The organism is Actinomycetospora sp. TBRC 11914 (assembly GCF_012933465.1).
Taxonomy (GTDB): Bacteria; Actinomycetota; Actinomycetes; order Mycobacteriales; family Pseudonocardiaceae; genus Actinomycetospora.
The window spans coordinates 142,324-160,287 of sequence record NZ_JABBND010000015.1 but is presented as its reverse complement, the minus strand read 5'-3'; the positions used below and the strand labels follow the sequence as shown (position 1 = coordinate 160,287).

Genomic DNA, 17,964 nt, shown 5'->3' with positions numbered 1-17,964 from the left:
ACCGTGTCGCAGCAGAAACAAGACGTAATATTTGTTTCAGTTCAGAGCAGTGTTCTCACACGGGGGTGGCGGCCGCGATGAGGCAGGAGGTGAGGCGGGCGAGGCGGTCGGCGGCCTCGGCGTGCCCCAGACCGGGGGAGACGAGGTGGCTGATCGTCAGGCGCACGATGGCGTCGACGGCGTCGGAGATGGCCCGCGGGTCGAGCTCGGGACGCCGGCGGCGCATCCAGTCGCCCACGAGTGCGTTGCCGCCGGTGATGATCCCGTCCCCCCGGGTGGTCAGGAACGGCAGCAGGCTGGTGTCCCCGCTGCGGCTGCCCGTGAGGATGGCGCGCAGCAGGGGGTTGTCCGACGCCTCGTCGAGGGTGAACCGGACGGCGGCCCGGACACCCTCCGCCGGGTCCTCGTGCTGCTCGAGCTGGCCGGCGATGCCGGTGAAGAAGCGCTCGGCCTCGCGGGCCACGAGGGCCTCGCCGACGCCGTCCTTCGTGCCGAACTCGCGGTAGAGGGTGGGCCGCGAGACCCCGGACGCGGTGGCGACCTCGCCGATGCGGACGCGGTCCCACCCGCGTTCCACGGTGAGCGTCGCGGCGGTGTCGAGCACCCGCTCGCGGACCTGGCGTCGGAACTCGACGCGGAGCGATTCGCCGGCCATGCGTCGAGTGTCACTCATTGCGACGGGAACCACGGCGTGGAGGACGTCGGTCACGCCCATCCGGCCCTTTCCGGTGCGTCCGTTATCGCATCGTGACCGCAGATGTCACACCTCGCGTTCGGCCGGACGCGCACCGCCACTCAGCTCACCCGCGCTGGGCCAAGTCAGTGACGCTCGAGGTTCGGCACGATCTCCCGTAACGACGGGATCACCGCGCCGATGAGGGTGCACATCCGGCCACCGTCGTGGCCGCATCCTCAACGAGCAGAGGGAGTCGCGATGATGCGAGGACGTCCCGGGCGGCTGCTGACGAGCATGGTCGTCGGCGGTGTGGTGGTCGTGGGAACGGCGCTCGGGACGGGGGCCGCGTCGGCGGCGGACACGTGCACGTACGGCGGGTCCCCCTTCGCCGTCGGGACGGACGTGCTCCTGGGCGCGGACGGGGCGTGTGAGCTCGCCCCCACCAGCGCGTTCCCGACGCTGGCCGCCGCGCTCGGTCTCCCGGCGGCAGGCTCGTCGACCGGGTCGCCCGCGGGCACCACCTCGGGTGCGGGGACGACCTCGGGTGCGGGCTCGGCCTCGGGCGCGGGCACGACGCCGGGTGCGGGCACGACGCCGGGTGCGGGCACGACGCCGGGTGCGGGCACGACGCCGGGTGCGGGCACCGTGACCGGGTCGGTGACCGAGGCTCGTCCGGCGCCCACCGTGGTGACCGTCGTGCAGGCGCCGGCGGCCGCGCCCGCGGTCGGGGCTCCCGCACCCGCCGCGCCCGCGCCCGTGGCCGGCCCGCGTCTTCCGGCGCCCGCGCCGCTGGCGGCACCCACCGTCCGCGGTGCCGGCCCGGGCGGCGTGCTCACCGCGTCCGGCCTCTCCGCGTCGTCCCCCGGAGCGGCGACGGGCCTCTTCGCGCCCTTCGGTGCCCCGGGCGCGGCGAGCCCGGCGCCCGCCGGGGCGATCGTCAGCAGCCTGTTCCAGCCGGACCCGTCGGTCTCGACCGTCAGCGAGACGCAGCCCCTGGCGGCCGCGGCACCGCACGGCTACGGCACCGCGATCACCCTCGCCACCCTCGCGCTCACCGGCATCGCGGCGTTCGTCCTGCGCGGGATCGTGCTGGGCCGCATCTCCCGCCGCGAGCTCCCGGTGAGCGTGCCCGACGACGATGCCATGGCGTCGGGCGAGCCCGAGCTGGTCGCCCCCTGACGCTTCCCCGGGTGGTCGACCACCGACCACCACCCCCCGGACGGCCGGCGGCCCCGGCCCCGATCCGGCGGCGGCTTCCCCTGGCCGTCGCCGGATCGCCGGGGTGCACCACCCGGCGCCGTGGGTGCAACGAGGAGTGTGGGGCTCGTCCGGCCCGAGGCTGCCGAGTCAGCACCGTGGGTAGTCGCCGCGGGAGCATTCACGGTCACGCCGTGAGCGTTCACGAGCGCGGGTGCGGCCGGGCGCTCCAGGAGCCCTGCGCTGTCCGGGCGAACCGCGCCTCCCGATCTCCCACCACCGAGCGACGCGCGAGCACCCACCCGTCGCCCGGGCTTCCGCCGCGACCGTCGGGGTCCACTCGGGCGGGGGCGCCGACGCCGAGTGGGCTCCCAGGGCTCCTGTCCCGACCGTGAGGGTCCACTCGGGCGGGGGCCGTGCCGGGCCGGTGCCGAGTGGGCGCCCAGGGCTCCTGTCCCGACCGTGAGGGTCCACTCGGGCGGGGCCGTGCCGGGCCTGGTGCCGAGTGGGCACCCACGGCTCCCGCCGCAGCCGTGGGAGTCCACTCGACCGGGCGCCGTGCCGGGCCCGGTGCCGAGTGGGCGTCCAGGGCTCCTGTCCCGACCATCGGGGTCCACTCGACCACGGGCCCGGTGCCGAGTGGGCACCCATGGCTGTCGCCGCGACCCTCGGGGTCCACTCGACCACGGGCCTGGTGCCGAGTGGGCACCCACGGCTCCCGCCGCAACCGTGGGAGTCCACTCGGCCGTGATCACGAGTTCGGCGGCGAGTCCTGGCGCCCCTTGCGCGTGTCGCCACCGAAGTCGCGATCACACTCGGCGCCGCCCCGGGATGCGCACCGGGGGACCGCCGTGCGGGGGTCAGCCGGCCGAGGGCAGCCGCACCGGGAGGTGCTTGATCCCGTTGACGAAGATCGACGAGAGGCGGTCCGGCTCGCCGACCACCTCGAGGTCGGCCATCTCGGTGAGCAGGCGCCGGAACATCACCCCGGCCTCGCGCCGGGCGAGGTGCGCGCCGAGGCAGAAGTGCGGCCCGTGGGCGCCGAACCCGTGGTGGGGGTTGGGGGAGCGGCGCAGGTCGAGCCGGTCGGGGTCGGTGAAGACGGCCTCGTCGCGGTTCGCGGACCCGTAGACCAGCAGCAGCTTCTCCCCGGCGGCCACCGGCACGTCGCCGACGGTGGTGTCCGCGACCGCCGTGCGGCGCATCCAGTTGATCGGGGAGGCCCAGCGGACGATCTCGTCGATGGCGGTCGGGGTCACGCCGTCGAGGTCGTCGGCCCAGGTCCGCTTCGCGGCGGGGTCGAGGTGCAGCGCCCACACGCCGTGGGTGACGGCGTTGCGGGTGGTCTCGTTCCCGGCGACGCAGAGCAGGATGAAGAACGACGCGATCTCCTGGTGCGTGAGCCGCTCGCCGTCGACCTCGCCGTGGACGAGCGCGGACAGCACGTCGTCGCGTGGGTTCGCCTCGGCGTCCGCGGCGAGCTCGGTCATGAGCGCCGACAGGCCGCCGCCCGCCGCGAGGTAGTCCTGGAGCGGGTTCTCCGAGACGTACTCCGGGTCGTCGCCGGCGAGGATCATGTTCGACCAGGTGAACACGTCCTCGCGCCGCGACTCGGGGATGCCCATCATGTCGCAGATCAGCAGGAGCGGGAGCGGCGCGGCGATCTCGGTGACCAGGTCGAACTCGCCGCCGTGCGCCGCGGCGGTCGCCCGGGCCCGGCCGAGGACCTCGTCGGCGATCCGCTCGACGTCGTCGACGAGCGAGGTCACCCGCTTCGGGGTGAACGCGCCCGCGGCAATGCGCCGGATCTTGGTGTGGCGCGGCGCGTCCATGCTGATCAGCGAGCCGAAGAACTCGTGGGCCTCGGCGGGCAGGTCGAGGATCGACACCGCGCCGCGGCCGGAGCAGAAGCGGTCCGGGTTGCGACTGACCTCCTCGACGTCGGCGTGCCGCGTCACCACCCGGAAGCCCGGTCCGGGCTCGAATCCCGGGAACTCGGGCTCCGCGTAGCCGGGCAGCCCGTCGGTGTGGCGCAGCGCCGCGAAGGCCGCGTAGCGCTCGGTCCAGGGCGCGTTCCAGAACTCGCGGGCGCCGAGGTCGATCGGGGCGGTGCTGGTCATCGGTCCTCCGGAGAAGGGAGCAGTGCCACGAGGGTGGTGACGAGCAGGTCGCGGACGCCGGCGCGGTCGAGCGAGCCGCGGACGAGCCACTCGCGCGACGCGGCGCGGACCAGGCCGAAGTAGGCGCGCACCCGCGCGCGCAGGACGACGTCGGCCGCCGGGTCCGCCGCCGGGTCGTGCCCGGGGACGAGCGCGGTGATCACGCGGTCGGCGGCGGTCTCGTCGGCGTCCTCGACCACCCGGTCGACCTCCGGGTCGCCGCCGGCACCCGCGACTCCCACTCCGCCGACTCCCACCCCACCGACTCCCACCGTGAGCCACAGCCCGCGGCGCGCGGCGACGGTGTCGAGGAACCAGTCGACGGCGGCGCCGACGCGCTCGGTCCGGGTGTGCCCGGGAAGGTCGGCGGCGGCCTCCTCGGGGATCGTCAGCAGGATCCGCAGGGCGGTGAGGTAGAGCTCGCGCTTGGTGCCGAAGTAGTGGTTGAGCAGGCCGCGGGCGACGCCGGCCTCGCGGGCGAGCTCGCTGGTGGAGACGTCCGCGTACGGCCGGTCCGCGTAGATCCGCAGCGCAGCGTCGAGGATCTCGGCGCGGCGGGCGTCGGGCTCCAGGCGGCGTCCGGGAGGGGGAGCATTCAGGGGAGCACGCCGATAGGGGAGCTCGACCCCGGTGGTGGGAGACGGGGCCTCGACGCCCGTCACGCCTGCACCACGTGCAGCGGCAGCCGCAGGGCGCCCGGGGCGTCGTCGGGGACCACGGGCCGGCGCGGCGCCACCGCGGCGACGCGGCGGTAGGGCTCGCCCGGGGCGGGACGGGGGTCGTCGTCGCCGGCGTTCGGCCACGTCGACATCGCCCGCTCGGCCAGCGCGGTGATGGTCAGCGACGGGTTCACGCCCAGGTTCGAGGGCACCGTCGAGCCGTCCAGGACGTGGATCCCGGGGTGCCCGTGGAGGCGGTGGTAGGGGTCGACCACGCCGTCCTCGGCGGTGGTGCCGAGCACCGCGCCGCCGAGGAAGTGCCCGGTGACCGGGATGTTCGCCAGGCTCGACGCCGCCCCGACCGGCACCCCGCGGATCCGTCGGGCCACCCGGCGGGCGACCTCGTGACCGGCCGGGATCCACGGCGGGTTGCCTTCCCCGTCGGCGGCCGCGCTGGTCAGCCCGGGCAGGAACCGTCGCGGGCGCAGGGTCAGCGAGTTGTTCAGCGCCTGCATCACCAGCAGCACGATCGACTGCTCGGACCAGTGCCGTGGCCGGTGGATCAGCGCCAGCTCGCGACGACGGCGGACGACGGCGGACAGGACCCGGCGGAGGCCGGGGCCGCGCCGGCCGATCGTCGGGTCGGCGGCGTCGGCGGTGCCGTCGACGAGCATCGCCGACATCAGCGACAACAGGTTCGAGCCGTGCCCGTAGCGCACCGGCTCGACGTGGGTGTGCTCGTCGACGTGGATCGACGAGGTGATCGAGACGCCGTCGGTGAAGTCGGCGGCCGGGTACGGGGTGCGGGCGGCGAGGATCGCCTCGGAGTTGGTGCGCACCCGGTGCCCGAGCCGCGCGGAGATCCGCGGCAGGTGGGCCCGCTGGCGGTGCAGCAGCCGCTGGGTGCCCAGCGCCGACGCGGCGACGACGACCTGCTGCGCGCTCAGCACCCGCCGTCGGGACCTCCGTCCGGGGCGTGGGGAGTCCCGGACCTCGACGTCGTAGCCCGAGGTGCCGGAGAGGTCGCCGTGGCGGGGGCGGATCGCGGTGACGGTGGTGAGCGGGTGCACGACGGCGCCCGCGGTCTCGGCGAGGTGCAGGTAGTTCTTCGCGACCGTGTTCTTCGCGTTGTGGCGGCAGCCGGTCATGCACTCCCCGCAGTGCCGGCAGGTGCGCCGCGCCGGGCCGGCGCCGCCGAAGTACGGGTCGGGCACCTCGACGCCGGGCTCGTCACCGAAGAGCACCCCGACGTCGGCCCGGCGGTAGGTGTGCCCGACGCCGAGCTCCTCGGCGACGTCGCGCATCACGGCGTCGGCGGCGGAGGTGCGGGGGTAGGTGGTGACCCCGAGCATCCGCGAGGCCTGGTCGTAGTGCGGGGCGAGCTCGTCGTGCCAGTCGGTGACGTCGGGCCAGCTGCCGTCGGCGAACACCGGGGCCGGCGGGCGGTAGAGGGTGTTGGCGTAGACCAGCGAGCCGCCGCCCACCCCGGCGCCGGAGAGCACGAGGACGTGGCGCAGCGGGTCGATGCGGAAGATCCCGTGGCAGCCCAGCCACGGCGCCCACAGGAAGTCGCGCAGGTGCCACGAGGTGCGGGCGAACTCGTGGTCGGCGAACCGGCGACCGGCCTCGAGCACGGCGACCCGGTAGCCCTTCTCGGCGGCGCGCAGGGCGGCCACGCCGCCGCCGAACCCGGACCCGATCACCACGACGTCGTGGTCCGTGCGCTCCATGGGCACGACGGTGCGCCTCCTGTTGGCAGCCTGTCAAGAGTGGGTGGATCACCGTTCCGGCCGGACGAACGACGCGTTCGTGGCCTCTGGATGCACGAACGGGTCGTTCGTCCCGGGACCGGGGCACGGGCGGCCCCGCTCGTACGCTGGAGGACGTGACGATCCGGGTGGCCGCGCTGCACGTGGCGCCCGAGCGGAAGGCGCCGATGGTGGCCGTCGACGCCGTGGCCGCCGAGGCCGGGCGCGGCATCGTCGGGGACCGCTACTTCGGCACCCGTCACCGCCACGTCTCGGTGCAGTCGGCCGAGGAGCTCGCCGAGGCCGCCGCCGTCCTCGGCGCCCCGGTGCCCGCCTCCTCGACCCGGCGCAACGTCACCCTCGACCACGGCCGGGTCCCGACGACGCCGGGCGCGCGGCTCGTGATCGGGGACGTCGGGCTCGAGGTCGTCCGCCGGGCCGCGCCGTGCCGGGTCATGGAGACCTCGGTCGGGCCGGGCGCGGCGCGGGCGATGCACGACCGCGGCGGCGCGATCTGCCGCGTGCTGACCTCGGGGACGATCGCCGTCGGGGACCCGGTGGTGGTCGAGGACGCGGCGGTCGCGGCGTCCTAGCGGACGTCCCCGACCAGGGCGAGCGCGGCGTCGCGCAGCGGGCCGGGCCGGGCGAGGCGGTCGCAGGCGTCGAGCCACTCCGTCGTGGCGTCGTCGGGCAGGGCGGCGCCGGGGGTGCTCCCGTGCGGCGTGTCGGGGTCGTACCCGACGGCCCGACGGTTCGACGCACGCCGCTCCGTCGCCGCCCTCCCGAGCCGAGGACAGGAGCTGACCGCCTCCCGCGCGACCGTGCTCCCCATGGACCTCATCGACACCTTCGTCCGGGCCGACCAGGGGATCGCCGACGCCGTCGCGCGGGTCGGCGACGCGTGGTCGGCGACGCTGCCGCCGGTGTTCGCCACCGACCCGCCTGCGCGTGAGGTGCACGACGCCGTCGCGCACCTCGCCCGCGACGAGGCGTGGATCCCGGCGCTGCTCGCCGGGCGGACCCTGGCCGACGTCGGGACCGACGCCTTCGACGGGCACCTCCTCGGAGACGACCCGGCGGCGGCGTTCGGCCGGCTCGCGGTCCGGGCCCAGGAGGCGGCCCGGGGGATCCCCGACCTCGGCGCACCCGTGCACTGCTCCTTCGGCGACTGCTCGACCGAGGAGTACCTCTGGCAGCTCGTCGTCGCCCGCACCCTCGGTGCCGAGGCCCTCACCGCGGCCGTCGGCACCGCCCGCGTCGTCGACGATGCCCTCGCCGCGGCCGTCCTGACCGGCCTCGCGCCCCGGGCGGAGCTCTGGCGCAGCGTCGGGATCCTGCGCCCCGCGGTCGCCCCGGCGGGACCCGCGCCGCGTGACGAGCTGCTCGCCCTGGCCGGGGGCACGGTCACCGTGGAGTGCCCCACGTGAGTGGCCGCGCCGGACGGATCAACCCTCTAGGGTGGTCGCGTGCTCCACACCGCCGTGCTCGAGTCCGTCCGTGACGAGTTCTGGCCCAGCCGCCGCATCGACGCCTTCGACGAGTTCTGTCGTCGGAGCACCGAAGCCGTCCGCTGATCCCCGAACACCCCCGCGACAGGAGTCCCGAGCATGAGCAGCCCCGAGGCCAACTGGTCGTTCGAGACCAAGCAGATCCACTCCGGCGCGGCGCCCGACCCGACCACGGGTGCGCGGGCCACGCCGATCTACCAGACGACGTCCTACGTCTTCCGCGACACCCAGCACGGCGCCGACCTGTTCTCGCTCGCCGAGCCGGGCAACATCTACACGCGGATCATGAACCCGACGCAGGACGTGCTCGAGCAGCGCGTCGCGGCGCTCGAGGGCGGCGTCGCCGCGCTCGCGTTCGCGTCCGGGTCGGCGGCCACCACCGCGGCGATCCTCAACATCGCGCAGGCCGGTGACCACTTCGTCTCCAGCCCCAGCCTCTACGGCGGCACCTACAACCTGTTCCACTACACGCTGCCGAAGCTGGGCGTCGAGGTGTCCTTCGTCGAGGACCAGGACGACCTCGAGCAGTGGCGCAACGCGACGCGCGAGAACACCAAGCTGTTCTTCGCCGAGACGATCGCGAACCCCGGCTCGAACGTCCTCGACGTCGCCGGGGTCGCCGGGGTCGCCCACGAGATCGGCGTGCCGCTGGTCGTCGACAACACCGTCCCGACGCCCTACCTGCTCCGCCCGATCGAGCACGGCGCCGACATCGTCATCCACTCGGCCACGAAGTACCTCGGTGGGCACGGCACCACGATCGCGGGCCTCGTCGTCGACGCCGGCACATTCGACTTCGGCGCCCACGGCGACCGCTTCCCCGGCTTCACCGAGCCGGACCCGAGCTACCACGGCCTGAAGTACTGGGAGGCGCTCGGCCCGGGCGCCTACGCGGCCAAGCTGCGCGTGCAGCTGCTCCGCGACACCGGGGCCGCGATCGCGCCGTTCAACGCCTTCCTCATCATCCAGGGCATCGAGACGCTCTCGCTGCGCCTGGAGCGCCACGTCGCCAACGCCCAGGCGCTGGCCCAGTGGCTCGAGGCCCGCGACGAGGTCGAGAGGGTCTACTACGCGGGGCTGCAGTCCAGCCCCTGGTACGAGGCCGGCAAGAAGTACCTCCCGAAGGGCGTCGGCGCCATCGTCTCGTTCGACCTGCGCGGCGGCGTCGAGGCCGGCCGGGCGTTCGTCGACGGCACCAGCCTGCACTCGCAGCTGGTCAACATCGGCGACGTCCGCAGCCTCATCGCCCACCCGGCGTCGACCACGCACAGCCAGCTCTCGGAGAACGAGCAGGAGTCCAGCGGCGTGACCCCGGGCCTGGTGCGCCTCGCCGTCGGCATCGAGAACGTCGAGGACCTCAAGGCCGACCTCGAGGCCGGGTTCACCGCTGCCAAGTCGGCCACCTCCCGGGCGTGACCGAGCTCGTGCCCGGGGGGCGCGCCGCGGGTTCCCCCGGCGCGCCCCCCGCGGCCGGTACCGTCCCGGTCCTCCCTCCCGCCACCGGTGCGTGGCGGGAGGGGGACCCGGTCGGCGGCCGCCGCTTCGTCACGCTGCCCGACCCGCTACCGCTCGAGGGCGGGTCGGCGCTGCCCGACGTCACCGTCGCCTACGAGACGTGGGGCGAGTTCCGCGGCGACAACGCGGTGCTGGTCCTGCACGCCCTCACCGGTGACAGCCACGTCACCGGCCCCGCCGGCCTCGGCCACCCCACGCCGGGATGGTGGGGCGCCGTCGTCGGGCCCGGCCTCGCGATCGACACCGACCGGTGGTTCGTCGTGGCCCCCAACGTGCTCGGCGGCTGTCAGGGCACGACGGGGCCGGCGTCACCCGCCCCCGACGGCCGGCCGTGGGGCTCGCGCTTCCCCGTCACCAGCGTGCGCGACCAGGTCGCACTCGAGGTCCGGCTGGCCGACCAGCTCGGGATCGACCGCTGGGCCGCGGTGCTCGGCGGGTCGATGGGCGGGATGCGCGCCGCGGAGTGGGCGGTGACCCACCCCGACCGCGTGGAGCGCCTGCTCCTGCTCGCGTGCTGCGCGGCGGCCTCGGCCGACCAGATCGCCTGGGCCGCGCCGCAGCTCGCGGCCATCCGCGAGGACCCGAACTGGTGCGGCGGCGACTACCACGACCGCGCCCGCGGCGAGGGTCCGCACATTGGGCTCGGCGTCGCGCGGCGGATCGCCCACACCACCTACCGGACCGCCGAGGAGCTCGACACCCGCTTCGGCCGGCGGCCGCAGCCGGGGGAGGACCCGTACGACGCGGCCTCGCCCGGCCGGTTCGCGGTGGAGTCCTACCTCGACCACCACGCCGAGAAGCTCGTCCACCGGTTCGACGCCGGGTCCTACGTCGCGCTGACCGCGGCGATGAACGGCCACGACGTGTCCCGGGGCCGGGGCTCGATGGCCGACGCGCTGGGCCGCGTCACCGCGCGGACCGTCGTCGCCGGGGCGACCAGCGACCGGCTCTACCCCCTGCACCAGCAGGAGGAGCTGGCGGCGCTGATCCCGTCGTCGGGCCCGGTCGAGCGGATCGAGTCGCCCTACGGGCACGACTCCTTCCTCATCGAGGCGAAGCGTCTGGCCGAGATCCTCGAGCAGCTCCTGGCGTGACCGCGCCCGCGGCGAGGGGGTCGCCCACCCCGTCGTGGATGCGGTCGAGCAGGTCGGTGACCACGGGGTCGGCCAGCCGGTAGCGGACGACGCGGCCGTCGCGGTGGGCGCTGACGAGGTTCTGGGCGCGCAGCAGCCGCAGGGCCTGGCTCGTCGTGGAGTCCTTGAGGCCGGCGGCGACGGCGAGGTCGGACACGCAGATCTCGCCGACCTCGTGGATGCACAGCAGCAGCGTCAGCCGCGTCGGGTCGGCCAGCAGGGCGAAGCGCGACACCCAGCCGTGCATCGTCGCCTGGTCCGGCAGCGCCGCGATGGCCGCGCAGACCCGGTGGTCGCCGTCGACGGCGACGGCCTCGGCATCGCCGGAGAGGTGCACGCGCCCACTATCCCACGTCCGGACGGCGGCCTCGTGCGCGAAGCCGCGCTACTGTGCCGCGACGTGGCGACGAGGCCGATGACGTCGGAGGCGGCCGCGCCGGCGGCGCCGCTGGTGCCGCCCTTCCGTGGCAACGTGCTCGGCGAGGCGCGCTGGCAGCTCGAGCTCGCGACGCTGCTGGCGAGCGGGGTGCACCGGGGGGTCGGGGTGCCGCGCGGCGACGGCGCCCCGGTGCTGCTGGTCCCCGGGTTCCTCGCGGGCGACGCGTCGCTGGCGGTGATGCGGGGGTGGCTGCGCCGGCTTGGGTACCGCACCTACCGGTCGGGCATCGCGTGGAACGTCGACTGCTCCGAGGCCGCCGTGCGCCGGCTCGACCGCCGGGTGGCCGACGTCGCCGAGCGCGCGGGCGGCCCGGTTACGCTCGTCGGGCACAGCCGCGGCGGCCTGCTCGCCCACGCGGTGGCGGTGCGGCGCCCGCGGCGGGTGCGGCAGGTGATCACGATGGGCAGCCCGCTGTCCTCGCCGCTCGACGCCTCGATCCTCACCCTGGCCGCCGTCGGGTGGGCCCGCCTCGGGCAGAACCTGCTCCGGCCCGCCCGGCCGCACTGCCTCACGACGGACTGCCCCTGCGCCTTCTCGGCCGACCTGCGCCGGGTCAGCCCGGTGCCGCTGACGTCGATCCGCACCAGCGAGGACGGCATCGTGCGCCCCGAGTCCTGCGTGGTGCCCGACGACGGCGGCGGCCGGGTCCGCAACGTCGTCGTCCGCGGCAGCCACCTCGGGCTGTGCGTCAACGCCACGGTGTACCGGGAGATCGCCGCCGTGCTGTGAACTCCCCGGCGCCGACGGGTAATCGGCCGCCATGGCCCCGTGGACCTCCGCTGACATCCCCGACCAGACCGGCCGCACCGTCGTCGTCACCGGCGCGAACTCCGGGCTCGGCCTCGTGGCCGCCCGTGAGCTCGTCGGGCACGGCGCGCACGTCGTGCTCGCGGTGCGCAACACCGACAAGGGCGAGCAGGCCGCCGCGGACATCACCCGGGCCGGGAGCCCGGGCTCGACCTCCGTCGAGGAGCTCGACCTCGCCGACCTCGCGTCGGTGCACCGGTTCGTCACCCGCCTCCCGGGGCCCGTCGACGTCCTGATCAACAACGCCGGGCTCATGGCGATCCCGCACCAGCGCACCGCCGACGGCTTCGAGATGCAGTTCGGCACCAACGTGCTCGGGCACTTCGCCCTGACTGGGCTGCTGCTCGAGCGCCTCACCGACCGCGTCGTGTTCCTGTCCAGCGTGATGCACCGGATCGGCTCGATCCGGCTCGACGACCTCAACTGGGAGCGCCGCCGCTACCAGCGCTGGCTCGCCTACGGCCAGTCCAAGCTCGCCGATCTCATGCTCGCCTACGAGCTGGAGCACCGGCTCGTCGCCGCCGGGTCGCCGCTGCGCGCGATGGCGGCGCACCCCGGGTACACCGCGACCAACCTGCAGTCGCGCACCGAGTCGGTCCAGGACGCGATCATGGGCCTGGGCAACCGGTTCTTCGCCCAGGGACCCGACATGGGCGCGCTGCCCGAGCTCTACGCGGCGACCGTCCCGGACCTGCCCGGCGGCGTCTACATCGGCCCCGACGGCTGGGGCGAGTCCTCCGGGCACCCGATCCCGGTCGGGTCGACGGCCGCGTCGCACGACCGCGAGGTCCAGGCCGCCCTGTTCACCGCCTGCGAGGAGCTGACGGGGGTGACGCTGCGGGTCCCGACGACGGCCCGGTGAGGCCGCGCGGGTGACGGTCGGGGGCGATCGGGTCGCCCGATCGTCACCTTCGTCCCGGGACCCGGCATGATCGCCCGGGTGAGCGACGACCCGAGCCCCCTGGCGGTGCTGCGCCGCCTCGTCGAGGAAGGGTCCCCGCTCGCGCCGGTCCACGCCGCGACGCACGCGGAGCTGACGGCGATCGACCGGGGCAGCTGCTCGGCGCGGATGCCGACGGTGCACGGCGACGGGCTGCTCGAGTCGGTGCTGATCCTCGCCGACTTCGCGCTCGGGGTGTCCTACTCGAGCACCCTGCGCGCGGGGGACCGGATCGTCACGGTGCGCCTCGGCGTCCAGCTGCTCGGGAACCCGCTCTCGGGGGAGCCGCTCCTCGCGACCGGACAGCTCGACTCCGTGCGCAGCGGCGTCGGGCTGAGCTCGGCCACGGTCACCGACCGCGAGGGCCGCCCGGTGGCGCGCTGCGTCGGGCGCAACGCGGCGCTGACCGACGAGCTCGCGGGCCGCTACGGGCGGATGGCGCCGTCCTGGGCGAGCCGGCCGACCCCGTGGCGCATGCTCATGCCCCACCGCGGGGAGGACCCCACCCGCGACGGCACGACGATGATCGCCCACCCGGACCGGACGGCGCTGAACTCGGCGGGCGTCGTGCAGGGCGGCGCCCTCGCGGGACTCGCGGCGCGCGGCCTGGTGCACGCCCTCGACGTCATCCCCGACGACTTCTCGGTCAGCTTCATCCGGCCCGTGCGCACGGCGGGGCAGCCGGTGATGTGCCGCGTCGTCGTCGAGCACGGTGGGCGGCGCCTGCGCGTGGGCCGGGCGGAACTGGTCGACGAGCGCGGCCGCCTGTACGCGCTGGCGGGCGGGACGGCGTTCCGGCCGTAGGTGCGCTTCGCGCTCGTGAGCACTAACTGTCGCTATAACGACACTTTCTGCTCACGAGCGCGGAGCGCACCTCATGGACACAACGCTGTGACGCCGCTTACGTTCGGGGAGCACCCGACGTCGAGGAGGACGCGTGAGCAGGTTGCGATTCGGCACGTTCCTGGCCCCCTTCCACCGCGCCGGGGAGAACCCCACGCTGGCGCTGCAGCGCGACCTCCAGCTGATCGAGCACCTCGACGCGCTCGGGTACGACGAGGCCTGGATCGGCGAGCACCACTCCGCGGGCAGCGAGATCATCGCGTCGCCGGAGATCGTCATCGCGGCGGCCGCGGAGCGCACCCGGCGGATCCGGCTCGGCACCGGCGTGACCTCGGCGAGCTACCACAACCCGCTCTGGGTGGCCGACCGCATGGTCCTGCTCGACCACCTCACCCGCGGGCGCTCCATGCTCGGCGTCGGGCCGGGGTCGCTGCCCAGCGACTCGTCGATGATCGGCCTGAACCCGACCGACACGCGCGAGCTCCTCGACGTCAACCTCGACATCATCATGCGGCTGCTCGCCGGTGAGGTCGTCACCGAGCAGACGAAGACCCACACTCTCGTCGAGGCCCAGCTGCAGCTGCGGCCCTACACCGAGCCGTGCTTCGACATCGCCGTCGCCGCGGTGGCCTCGCCCACCGGGCCGCGGATGGCCGGGCGCCACGGCGTCGGCCTGCTGTCGATCGGCGCGACGCTGACCCAGGACGGGTTCGACGCGCTGGCCCACCACTGGGACGTCGTGACCGAGCGCGCCGAGCACTACGGCCAGCCCGAGCCGGACCGCTCGACGTGGCGCCTCGTCGGCCTCATGCACATCGCGGAGACCAGGGAGCAGGCCTACCGCGAGGTCGAGTACGGCATCGAGTCGTGGTTCCGGTACTTCCAGAAGACGGCCGCGTTCCCGCAGATGGCGGTCGAGGGCGGCGACGTCAAGGAGATGATCGACTTCATCAACGAGGCCGGCATCGGCGCCATCGGCACGCCCGACGACGCCCGCGCCCAGGTCCAGCGCCTCGCCGACCAGTCCGGCGGCTTCGGCGCGATGCTCCTGCTCGGCCACGAGTGGGCCAACCCGCAGGCGACGAAGCGGTCCTACGAGCTCATCGCCCAGGAGGTCATGCCGCACTTCCAGGGCACGACGTGGGGCGGGCGTTCGCACGCCGAGTCCACGCAGGCCGCCAAGGAGCGTGCCGGCCTGCGCCGGGACGAGTTCGCGGCCACCCAGCTCCAGGCCGTCGACCACATGACGAAGAAGTACGCGGACGAGGTCGCGTCGAAGGGCTGAGTCGAGCGGTCGCCGGGGGTGAGCCCTGCCGAGTGCAAGCGAAGCGTCGTTGCTTGCATCCAGTGGCAGGAAAGCCCCGTCGTCGCGCGGTCGCCGGGCGTGGTGCATCACGCCCGACGACCGGGGACACCGGCCGGTCGAGCACCTAGGGTGGACCGCCGTGCGTGCCCGCGACCGTCACCCCGACCGCATCGACGGTCGAGCTCCCCTATCGGCGTGCTCCCCTCAACGCTCCCCCTCCGACCGGTGAGCGTCACCGTCGTCGGCCTCGGCGCCGACGGCTGGCCCGGCCTCGCGCCGCCCGCCCGCACCGCGCTGGAGAAGGCCGCCGTCGTGCTCGGTGCCCCGCGCCAGCTCGACCTGCTGCCCGACACGGTCACCGCACACCGCGAGTCGTGGCCGTCCCCGCTCATGCCCGCCCTGCCCGGGCTCCTCGAGCGCCACGCCCGCGACGAGCTCGTGGTCCTCGCCAGCGGCGACCCGATGTTCTTCGGCATCGGCTCGGCCGTCCTGCGCCTGCGTCCCGACGCGGCCGTCGTCGCCCACCCGTCGTCCCTCGCGCTCGCTGCCGCGCGGCTCGGGTGGGCCGAGCAGGACGTCGTCGCCGTGTCCGCCGTCGGGCGCCCGCTCGCCGCCGTCCGCGCCGCCCTCGCGCCCGGCCGCCGGGTGCTCGTGCTCGCCGACTCCACGGAGACCCCCGCCCGGCTGGCCGCCCTGCTCGTCGGTGCGGGCTACGGCGCGGCCCGCCTGTCCGTGCTCACCTCGCTCGGGGCGGAGCACGAGGCGCGCGCCGACGGCACCGCCGCCGACTGGCACGCCCCGACGACGGACCCGCTCGCCGTCGTCGCCGTCACCTGCCCCGCCCTCCCCGACGACGACCTCCTCGGCCGCGCCCCCGGCCTGCCCGACAGCGCGTACTCCCACGACGGCCAGCTCACCAAGGCCGAGCTGCGTGCCCTCTCGGTGGCCGCCCTGCGCCCGCTGCCCGGGCAGCTGCTGTGGGACGTCGGCGGGGGAGCGGGGTCGATCGGCATCGAGTGGTGCCGGGCCGAGCCGTCGGCCCGGGCGATCGCGATCGAGACCCGCGCCGACCGGGCCGCGCGGATCGCCGCCAACGCCGAGACCCTCGGCGCGGCCGGGCTGCGGGTGGTCGAGGGCGACGCCCCGGAGGTCCTGGCCGGGATGGAGGCCCCCGACGCGGTGTTCGTCGGGGGCGGCGTGTCGGTGCCCGGCATGCTCGACACCTGCCGGACGGCGCTGCGGGCCGGCGGCCGGCTGGTGGCCAACGCGGTGACCGTCGAGGGCGAGGCCGCCCTCGCCGCGGCCCGGGCCGAGCACGGTGGGTCGATCCGGCGCATCGCGGTCTCGCGCGCGGCCCCCGTCGGGCGCTACCTCGGGTGGAAGGCGATGGCACCGGTGACCCAATGGATCTTCTGGGCGGGCCGGGACGGTGTCAGCGGTGTCGCATCGCAGACGTTGGACGTCCGGAAATCCACACCGTCGACCACCCCGCCCTGGAGGACCCCGTGACCGTCCGCTTCGTCGGCGCCGGCCCGGGCGCGGCCGACCTCATCACCGTGCGCGGGCTGCGGGCGATCGCGACGAGCCCGGTCTGCCTCTACGCCGGCTCCCTCGTCCCCGAGGACCTGCTCGCGCAGTGCCCGCCGCACGCCCGCCAGGTCGACACCGCGCGGATGACCCTCGACGAGATCGTCGCCGAGCTGGTCGCCGCCCACGAGGCCGGCCACGACGTCGCCCGGCTCTGCAGCGGCGACCCCGCCGTCTTCTCCGCCGTCGCCGAGCAGACCCGGCGGCTCGACGCGGCCGGCGTCCCGTGGGAGATCGTGCCCGGCGTCCCCGCCTTCTCCGCGGCCGCCGCCGCGCTGCGCACCGAGCTGACCGTGCCCGGCGTCGGGCAGTCGGTCGTGCTCACCCGCGACGCGGCCAACGCCACCCCGATGCCCCCGGGCGAGTCGCTGGACGTGTGGGCGGCCGCCGGCGGGACGCTCGTGCTACACCTCGCGGTCCAGCGCTGCGCCGAGGTCGTGGCCGTGCTGCGGGAGCACCGGCCGTCGTCGGAGCCGGTCGCGGTGGTCGCGCGGGCCTCGCGCGACGACGAGCTGGTCGTCCGGGGGACCCTCGGCGACATCGCCGCCAAGGTCGAGGCGGCGGGCGTCCGGCGCACCGCGGTGATCGTCGTGGGCCCCGTCGTGGGCGTCGCCGACGACGGCTGCGAGAGCCACCTCTACTCGGCCGCCCGCGAACGGTGACCCCCCGGCGCGTCCTCGTCCTCGGCGGCACCGCCGAGGCCCGCGCGCTCGCGGACGCCCTCGCCGCCGAGCCCGGCGTCGTCGTCACCACCTCGCTCGCCGGGCGGACCCGCGACCCCCGCCTGCCCGCCGGCGAGGTGCGCACCGGCGGGTTCGGCGGTGTCGAGGGCCTGGCCGCGGCGCTGGCGGGCGTCGACCTCCTCGTCGACGCCACCCACCCCTTCGCCGCCCGCATGACCGAGCACGCCGCCGCGGCGGCCGCCCGCACCGGCACGCCGCTGGTCGTGCTCCGCCGGCCCGGGTGGGTCGAGGGGCCGGGCGACGACTGGCGACGGGTCCCGACGACGGGTGCCGCGGCGGCCACCGTCGTCGGGTGCGGGCGGGTGTTCCTCGCGATCGGGCGGCAGGGCGTGGCGGAGTTCCTCGCCGCCGACGCCTGGTTCCTCGTCCGCGCGATCGAGCCGCCGGATGCGCTGCCCCCGCGGTCGACGCTGGTCCTCGCCCGCGGTCCCTTCGCCCTCGACGAGGAGCGCGACCTGCTGCGCCGGCACCGGGTCGACGTCATGGTCGCCAAGGACTCCGGGGGCGCCACCGAGGCCAAGCTGGTCGCGGCCCGCGAGCTCGGGCTCCCGGTGGTGCTGGTCGACCGGCCGCCGCTGCCCGACCGGGTCCGGGTGCGCGACGACGTCGCCGGGGTGCTCGCCGTCGTCCGGGAACAACCGTCGGCCCGTCCTGGTTGAGGCGGTCAGGTAGTTGACAGTTCAACCAGCGAGGGAGGCGGCCGC

The 17,964-nt window shown here is 75.3% G+C and carries 18 protein-coding genes; 12 read left to right on the top strand and 6 right to left on the bottom strand.

Annotated features, from left to right (window positions below; genetic code table 11):
* Nucleotides 1-55: 55 nt before the first annotated feature.
* Nucleotides 56-655, bottom strand: a complete 600-nt coding sequence (locus tag HH311_RS21875; protein WP_169185805.1) for a TetR family transcriptional regulator — start codon at nucleotides 653-655, stop codon at nucleotides 56-58.
* 279 nt (nucleotides 656-934) lie between these two features.
* On the opposite strand from HH311_RS21875, the gene HH311_RS21870 reads away from it, so the two are divergent.
* Nucleotides 935-1,855 carry a hypothetical protein gene (locus tag HH311_RS21870; RefSeq protein WP_169185804.1) on the top strand — a complete coding sequence of 307 codons (921 nt, stop codon included), beginning with the start codon at nucleotides 935-937 and terminating at the stop codon, nucleotides 1,853-1,855.
* Nucleotides 1,856-2,733: 878 nt separating this feature from the next.
* Here HH311_RS21870 and HH311_RS21865 read toward each other — a convergent pair.
* Genes HH311_RS21865 through HH311_RS21855 form a run of 3 tightly spaced genes read right to left on the bottom strand, consistent with a single transcriptional unit; the run spans nucleotide 2,734 to nucleotide 6,421 of the window.
* Nucleotides 2,734-3,993 carry a cytochrome P450 gene (locus HH311_RS21865; RefSeq protein ID WP_169185803.1) on the bottom strand — a complete coding sequence of 420 codons (1,260 nt, stop codon included), beginning with the start codon at nucleotides 3,991-3,993 and terminating at the stop codon, nucleotides 2,734-2,736.
* Nucleotides 3,990-4,694 carry a helix-turn-helix domain-containing protein gene (locus HH311_RS21860; RefSeq protein ID WP_312030313.1) on the bottom strand — a complete coding sequence of 235 codons (705 nt, stop codon included), beginning with the start codon at nucleotides 4,692-4,694 and terminating at the stop codon, nucleotides 3,990-3,992. The genes HH311_RS21865 and HH311_RS21860 overlap by 4 nt, the downstream gene beginning before the upstream one ends.
* Complete coding sequence (locus tag HH311_RS21855; RefSeq protein WP_169185802.1) at nucleotides 4,691-6,421, bottom strand: FAD-dependent oxidoreductase; 1,731 nt, start codon at nucleotides 6,419-6,421, stop codon at nucleotides 4,691-4,693. The genes HH311_RS21860 and HH311_RS21855 overlap by 4 nt, the downstream gene beginning before the upstream one ends.
* A 155-nt stretch (nucleotides 6,422-6,576) precedes the next feature.
* On the opposite strand from HH311_RS21855, the gene HH311_RS21850 reads away from it, so the two are divergent.
* A complete protein-coding gene (locus HH311_RS21850) occupies nucleotides 6,577-7,032 on the top strand; it encodes an MOSC domain-containing protein (RefSeq protein ID WP_312030312.1) in 456 nt (151 codons plus the stop codon).
* Here the strand turns inward: HH311_RS21850 and HH311_RS21845 are convergent.
* Complete coding sequence (locus HH311_RS21845; protein ID WP_169185801.1) at nucleotides 7,029-7,271, bottom strand: hypothetical protein; 243 nt, start codon at nucleotides 7,269-7,271, stop codon at nucleotides 7,029-7,031. The two genes, HH311_RS21850 and HH311_RS21845, sit on opposite strands and share 4 nt — an antisense overlap.
* Here HH311_RS21845 and HH311_RS21840 point away from each other — a divergent pair.
* From HH311_RS21840 to HH311_RS21830, 3 genes are all read left to right on the top strand, one after another.
* Nucleotides 7,270-7,866 (top strand): hypothetical protein, encoded by a 597-nt coding sequence (locus HH311_RS21840; protein ID WP_169185800.1) that lies wholly within the window; start codon nucleotides 7,270-7,272, stop codon nucleotides 7,864-7,866. The genes HH311_RS21845 and HH311_RS21840 overlap by 2 nt on opposite strands.
* Nucleotides 7,867-8,046: 180 nt before the next feature.
* Entirely contained in the window at nucleotides 8,047-9,363 is a 1,317-nt protein-coding gene (locus HH311_RS21835; protein ID WP_169185799.1) for a bifunctional o-acetylhomoserine/o-acetylserine sulfhydrylase, read from the top strand.
* The gene (locus HH311_RS21830; protein WP_312030311.1) at nucleotides 9,360-10,556 is read left to right on the top strand and encodes a homoserine O-acetyltransferase; all 1,197 of its coding nucleotides are present in this window, start codon (nucleotides 9,360-9,362) and stop codon (nucleotides 10,554-10,556) included. The genes HH311_RS21835 and HH311_RS21830 overlap by 4 nt, the downstream gene beginning before the upstream one ends.
* On the opposite strand, the gene HH311_RS21825 is transcribed toward HH311_RS21830, so the two are convergent.
* Entirely contained in the window at nucleotides 10,507-10,932 is a 426-nt protein-coding gene (locus HH311_RS21825) for a metalloregulator ArsR/SmtB family transcription factor (RefSeq protein ID WP_312030310.1), read from the bottom strand. The two genes, HH311_RS21830 and HH311_RS21825, sit on opposite strands and share 50 nt — an antisense overlap.
* A gap of 63 nt (nucleotides 10,933-10,995) precedes the next feature.
* On the opposite strand from HH311_RS21825, the gene HH311_RS21820 reads away from it, so the two are divergent.
* The 7 genes from HH311_RS21820 to HH311_RS21790 all read left to right on the top strand — a co-directional run bounded on the left by HH311_RS21820 (nucleotide 10,996) and on the right by HH311_RS21790 (nucleotide 17,919).
* Nucleotides 10,996-11,763: a triacylglycerol lipase gene (locus HH311_RS21820; protein ID WP_169185798.1), complete on the top strand. Its 768-nt coding sequence runs from the start codon at nucleotides 10,996-10,998 to the stop codon at nucleotides 11,761-11,763.
* A 31-nt stretch (nucleotides 11,764-11,794) separates the two neighbouring features.
* Complete coding sequence (locus tag HH311_RS21815; RefSeq protein WP_169185797.1) at nucleotides 11,795-12,703, top strand: oxidoreductase; 909 nt, start codon at nucleotides 11,795-11,797, stop codon at nucleotides 12,701-12,703.
* Nucleotides 12,704-12,781: 78 nt separating this feature from the next.
* A complete protein-coding gene (locus HH311_RS21810) occupies nucleotides 12,782-13,585 on the top strand; it encodes a PaaI family thioesterase (RefSeq protein WP_169185796.1) in 804 nt (267 codons plus the stop codon).
* 133 nt (nucleotides 13,586-13,718) lie between these two features.
* Nucleotides 13,719-14,909 (top strand): LLM class flavin-dependent oxidoreductase, encoded by a 1,191-nt coding sequence (locus HH311_RS21805; RefSeq protein ID WP_169185795.1) that lies wholly within the window; start codon nucleotides 13,719-13,721, stop codon nucleotides 14,907-14,909.
* A gap of 246 nt (nucleotides 14,910-15,155) precedes the next feature.
* Entirely contained in the window at nucleotides 15,156-16,439 is a 1,284-nt protein-coding gene (gene cbiE, locus HH311_RS21800; RefSeq protein ID WP_169185794.1) for a precorrin-6y C5,15-methyltransferase (decarboxylating) subunit CbiE, read from the top strand.
* Nucleotides 16,436-17,179, top strand: a complete 744-nt coding sequence (cobM, locus tag HH311_RS21795; protein WP_169185793.1) for a precorrin-4 C(11)-methyltransferase — start codon at nucleotides 16,436-16,438, stop codon at nucleotides 17,177-17,179. Before cbiE ends, cobM begins: the two co-directional genes overlap by 4 nt.
* Complete coding sequence (locus tag HH311_RS21790) at nucleotides 17,176-17,919, top strand: cobalt-precorrin-6A reductase (protein ID WP_169185792.1); 744 nt, start codon at nucleotides 17,176-17,178, stop codon at nucleotides 17,917-17,919. Before cobM ends, HH311_RS21790 begins: the two co-directional genes overlap by 4 nt.
* The last annotated feature ends 45 nt before the right edge of the window (nucleotides 17,920-17,964 follow it).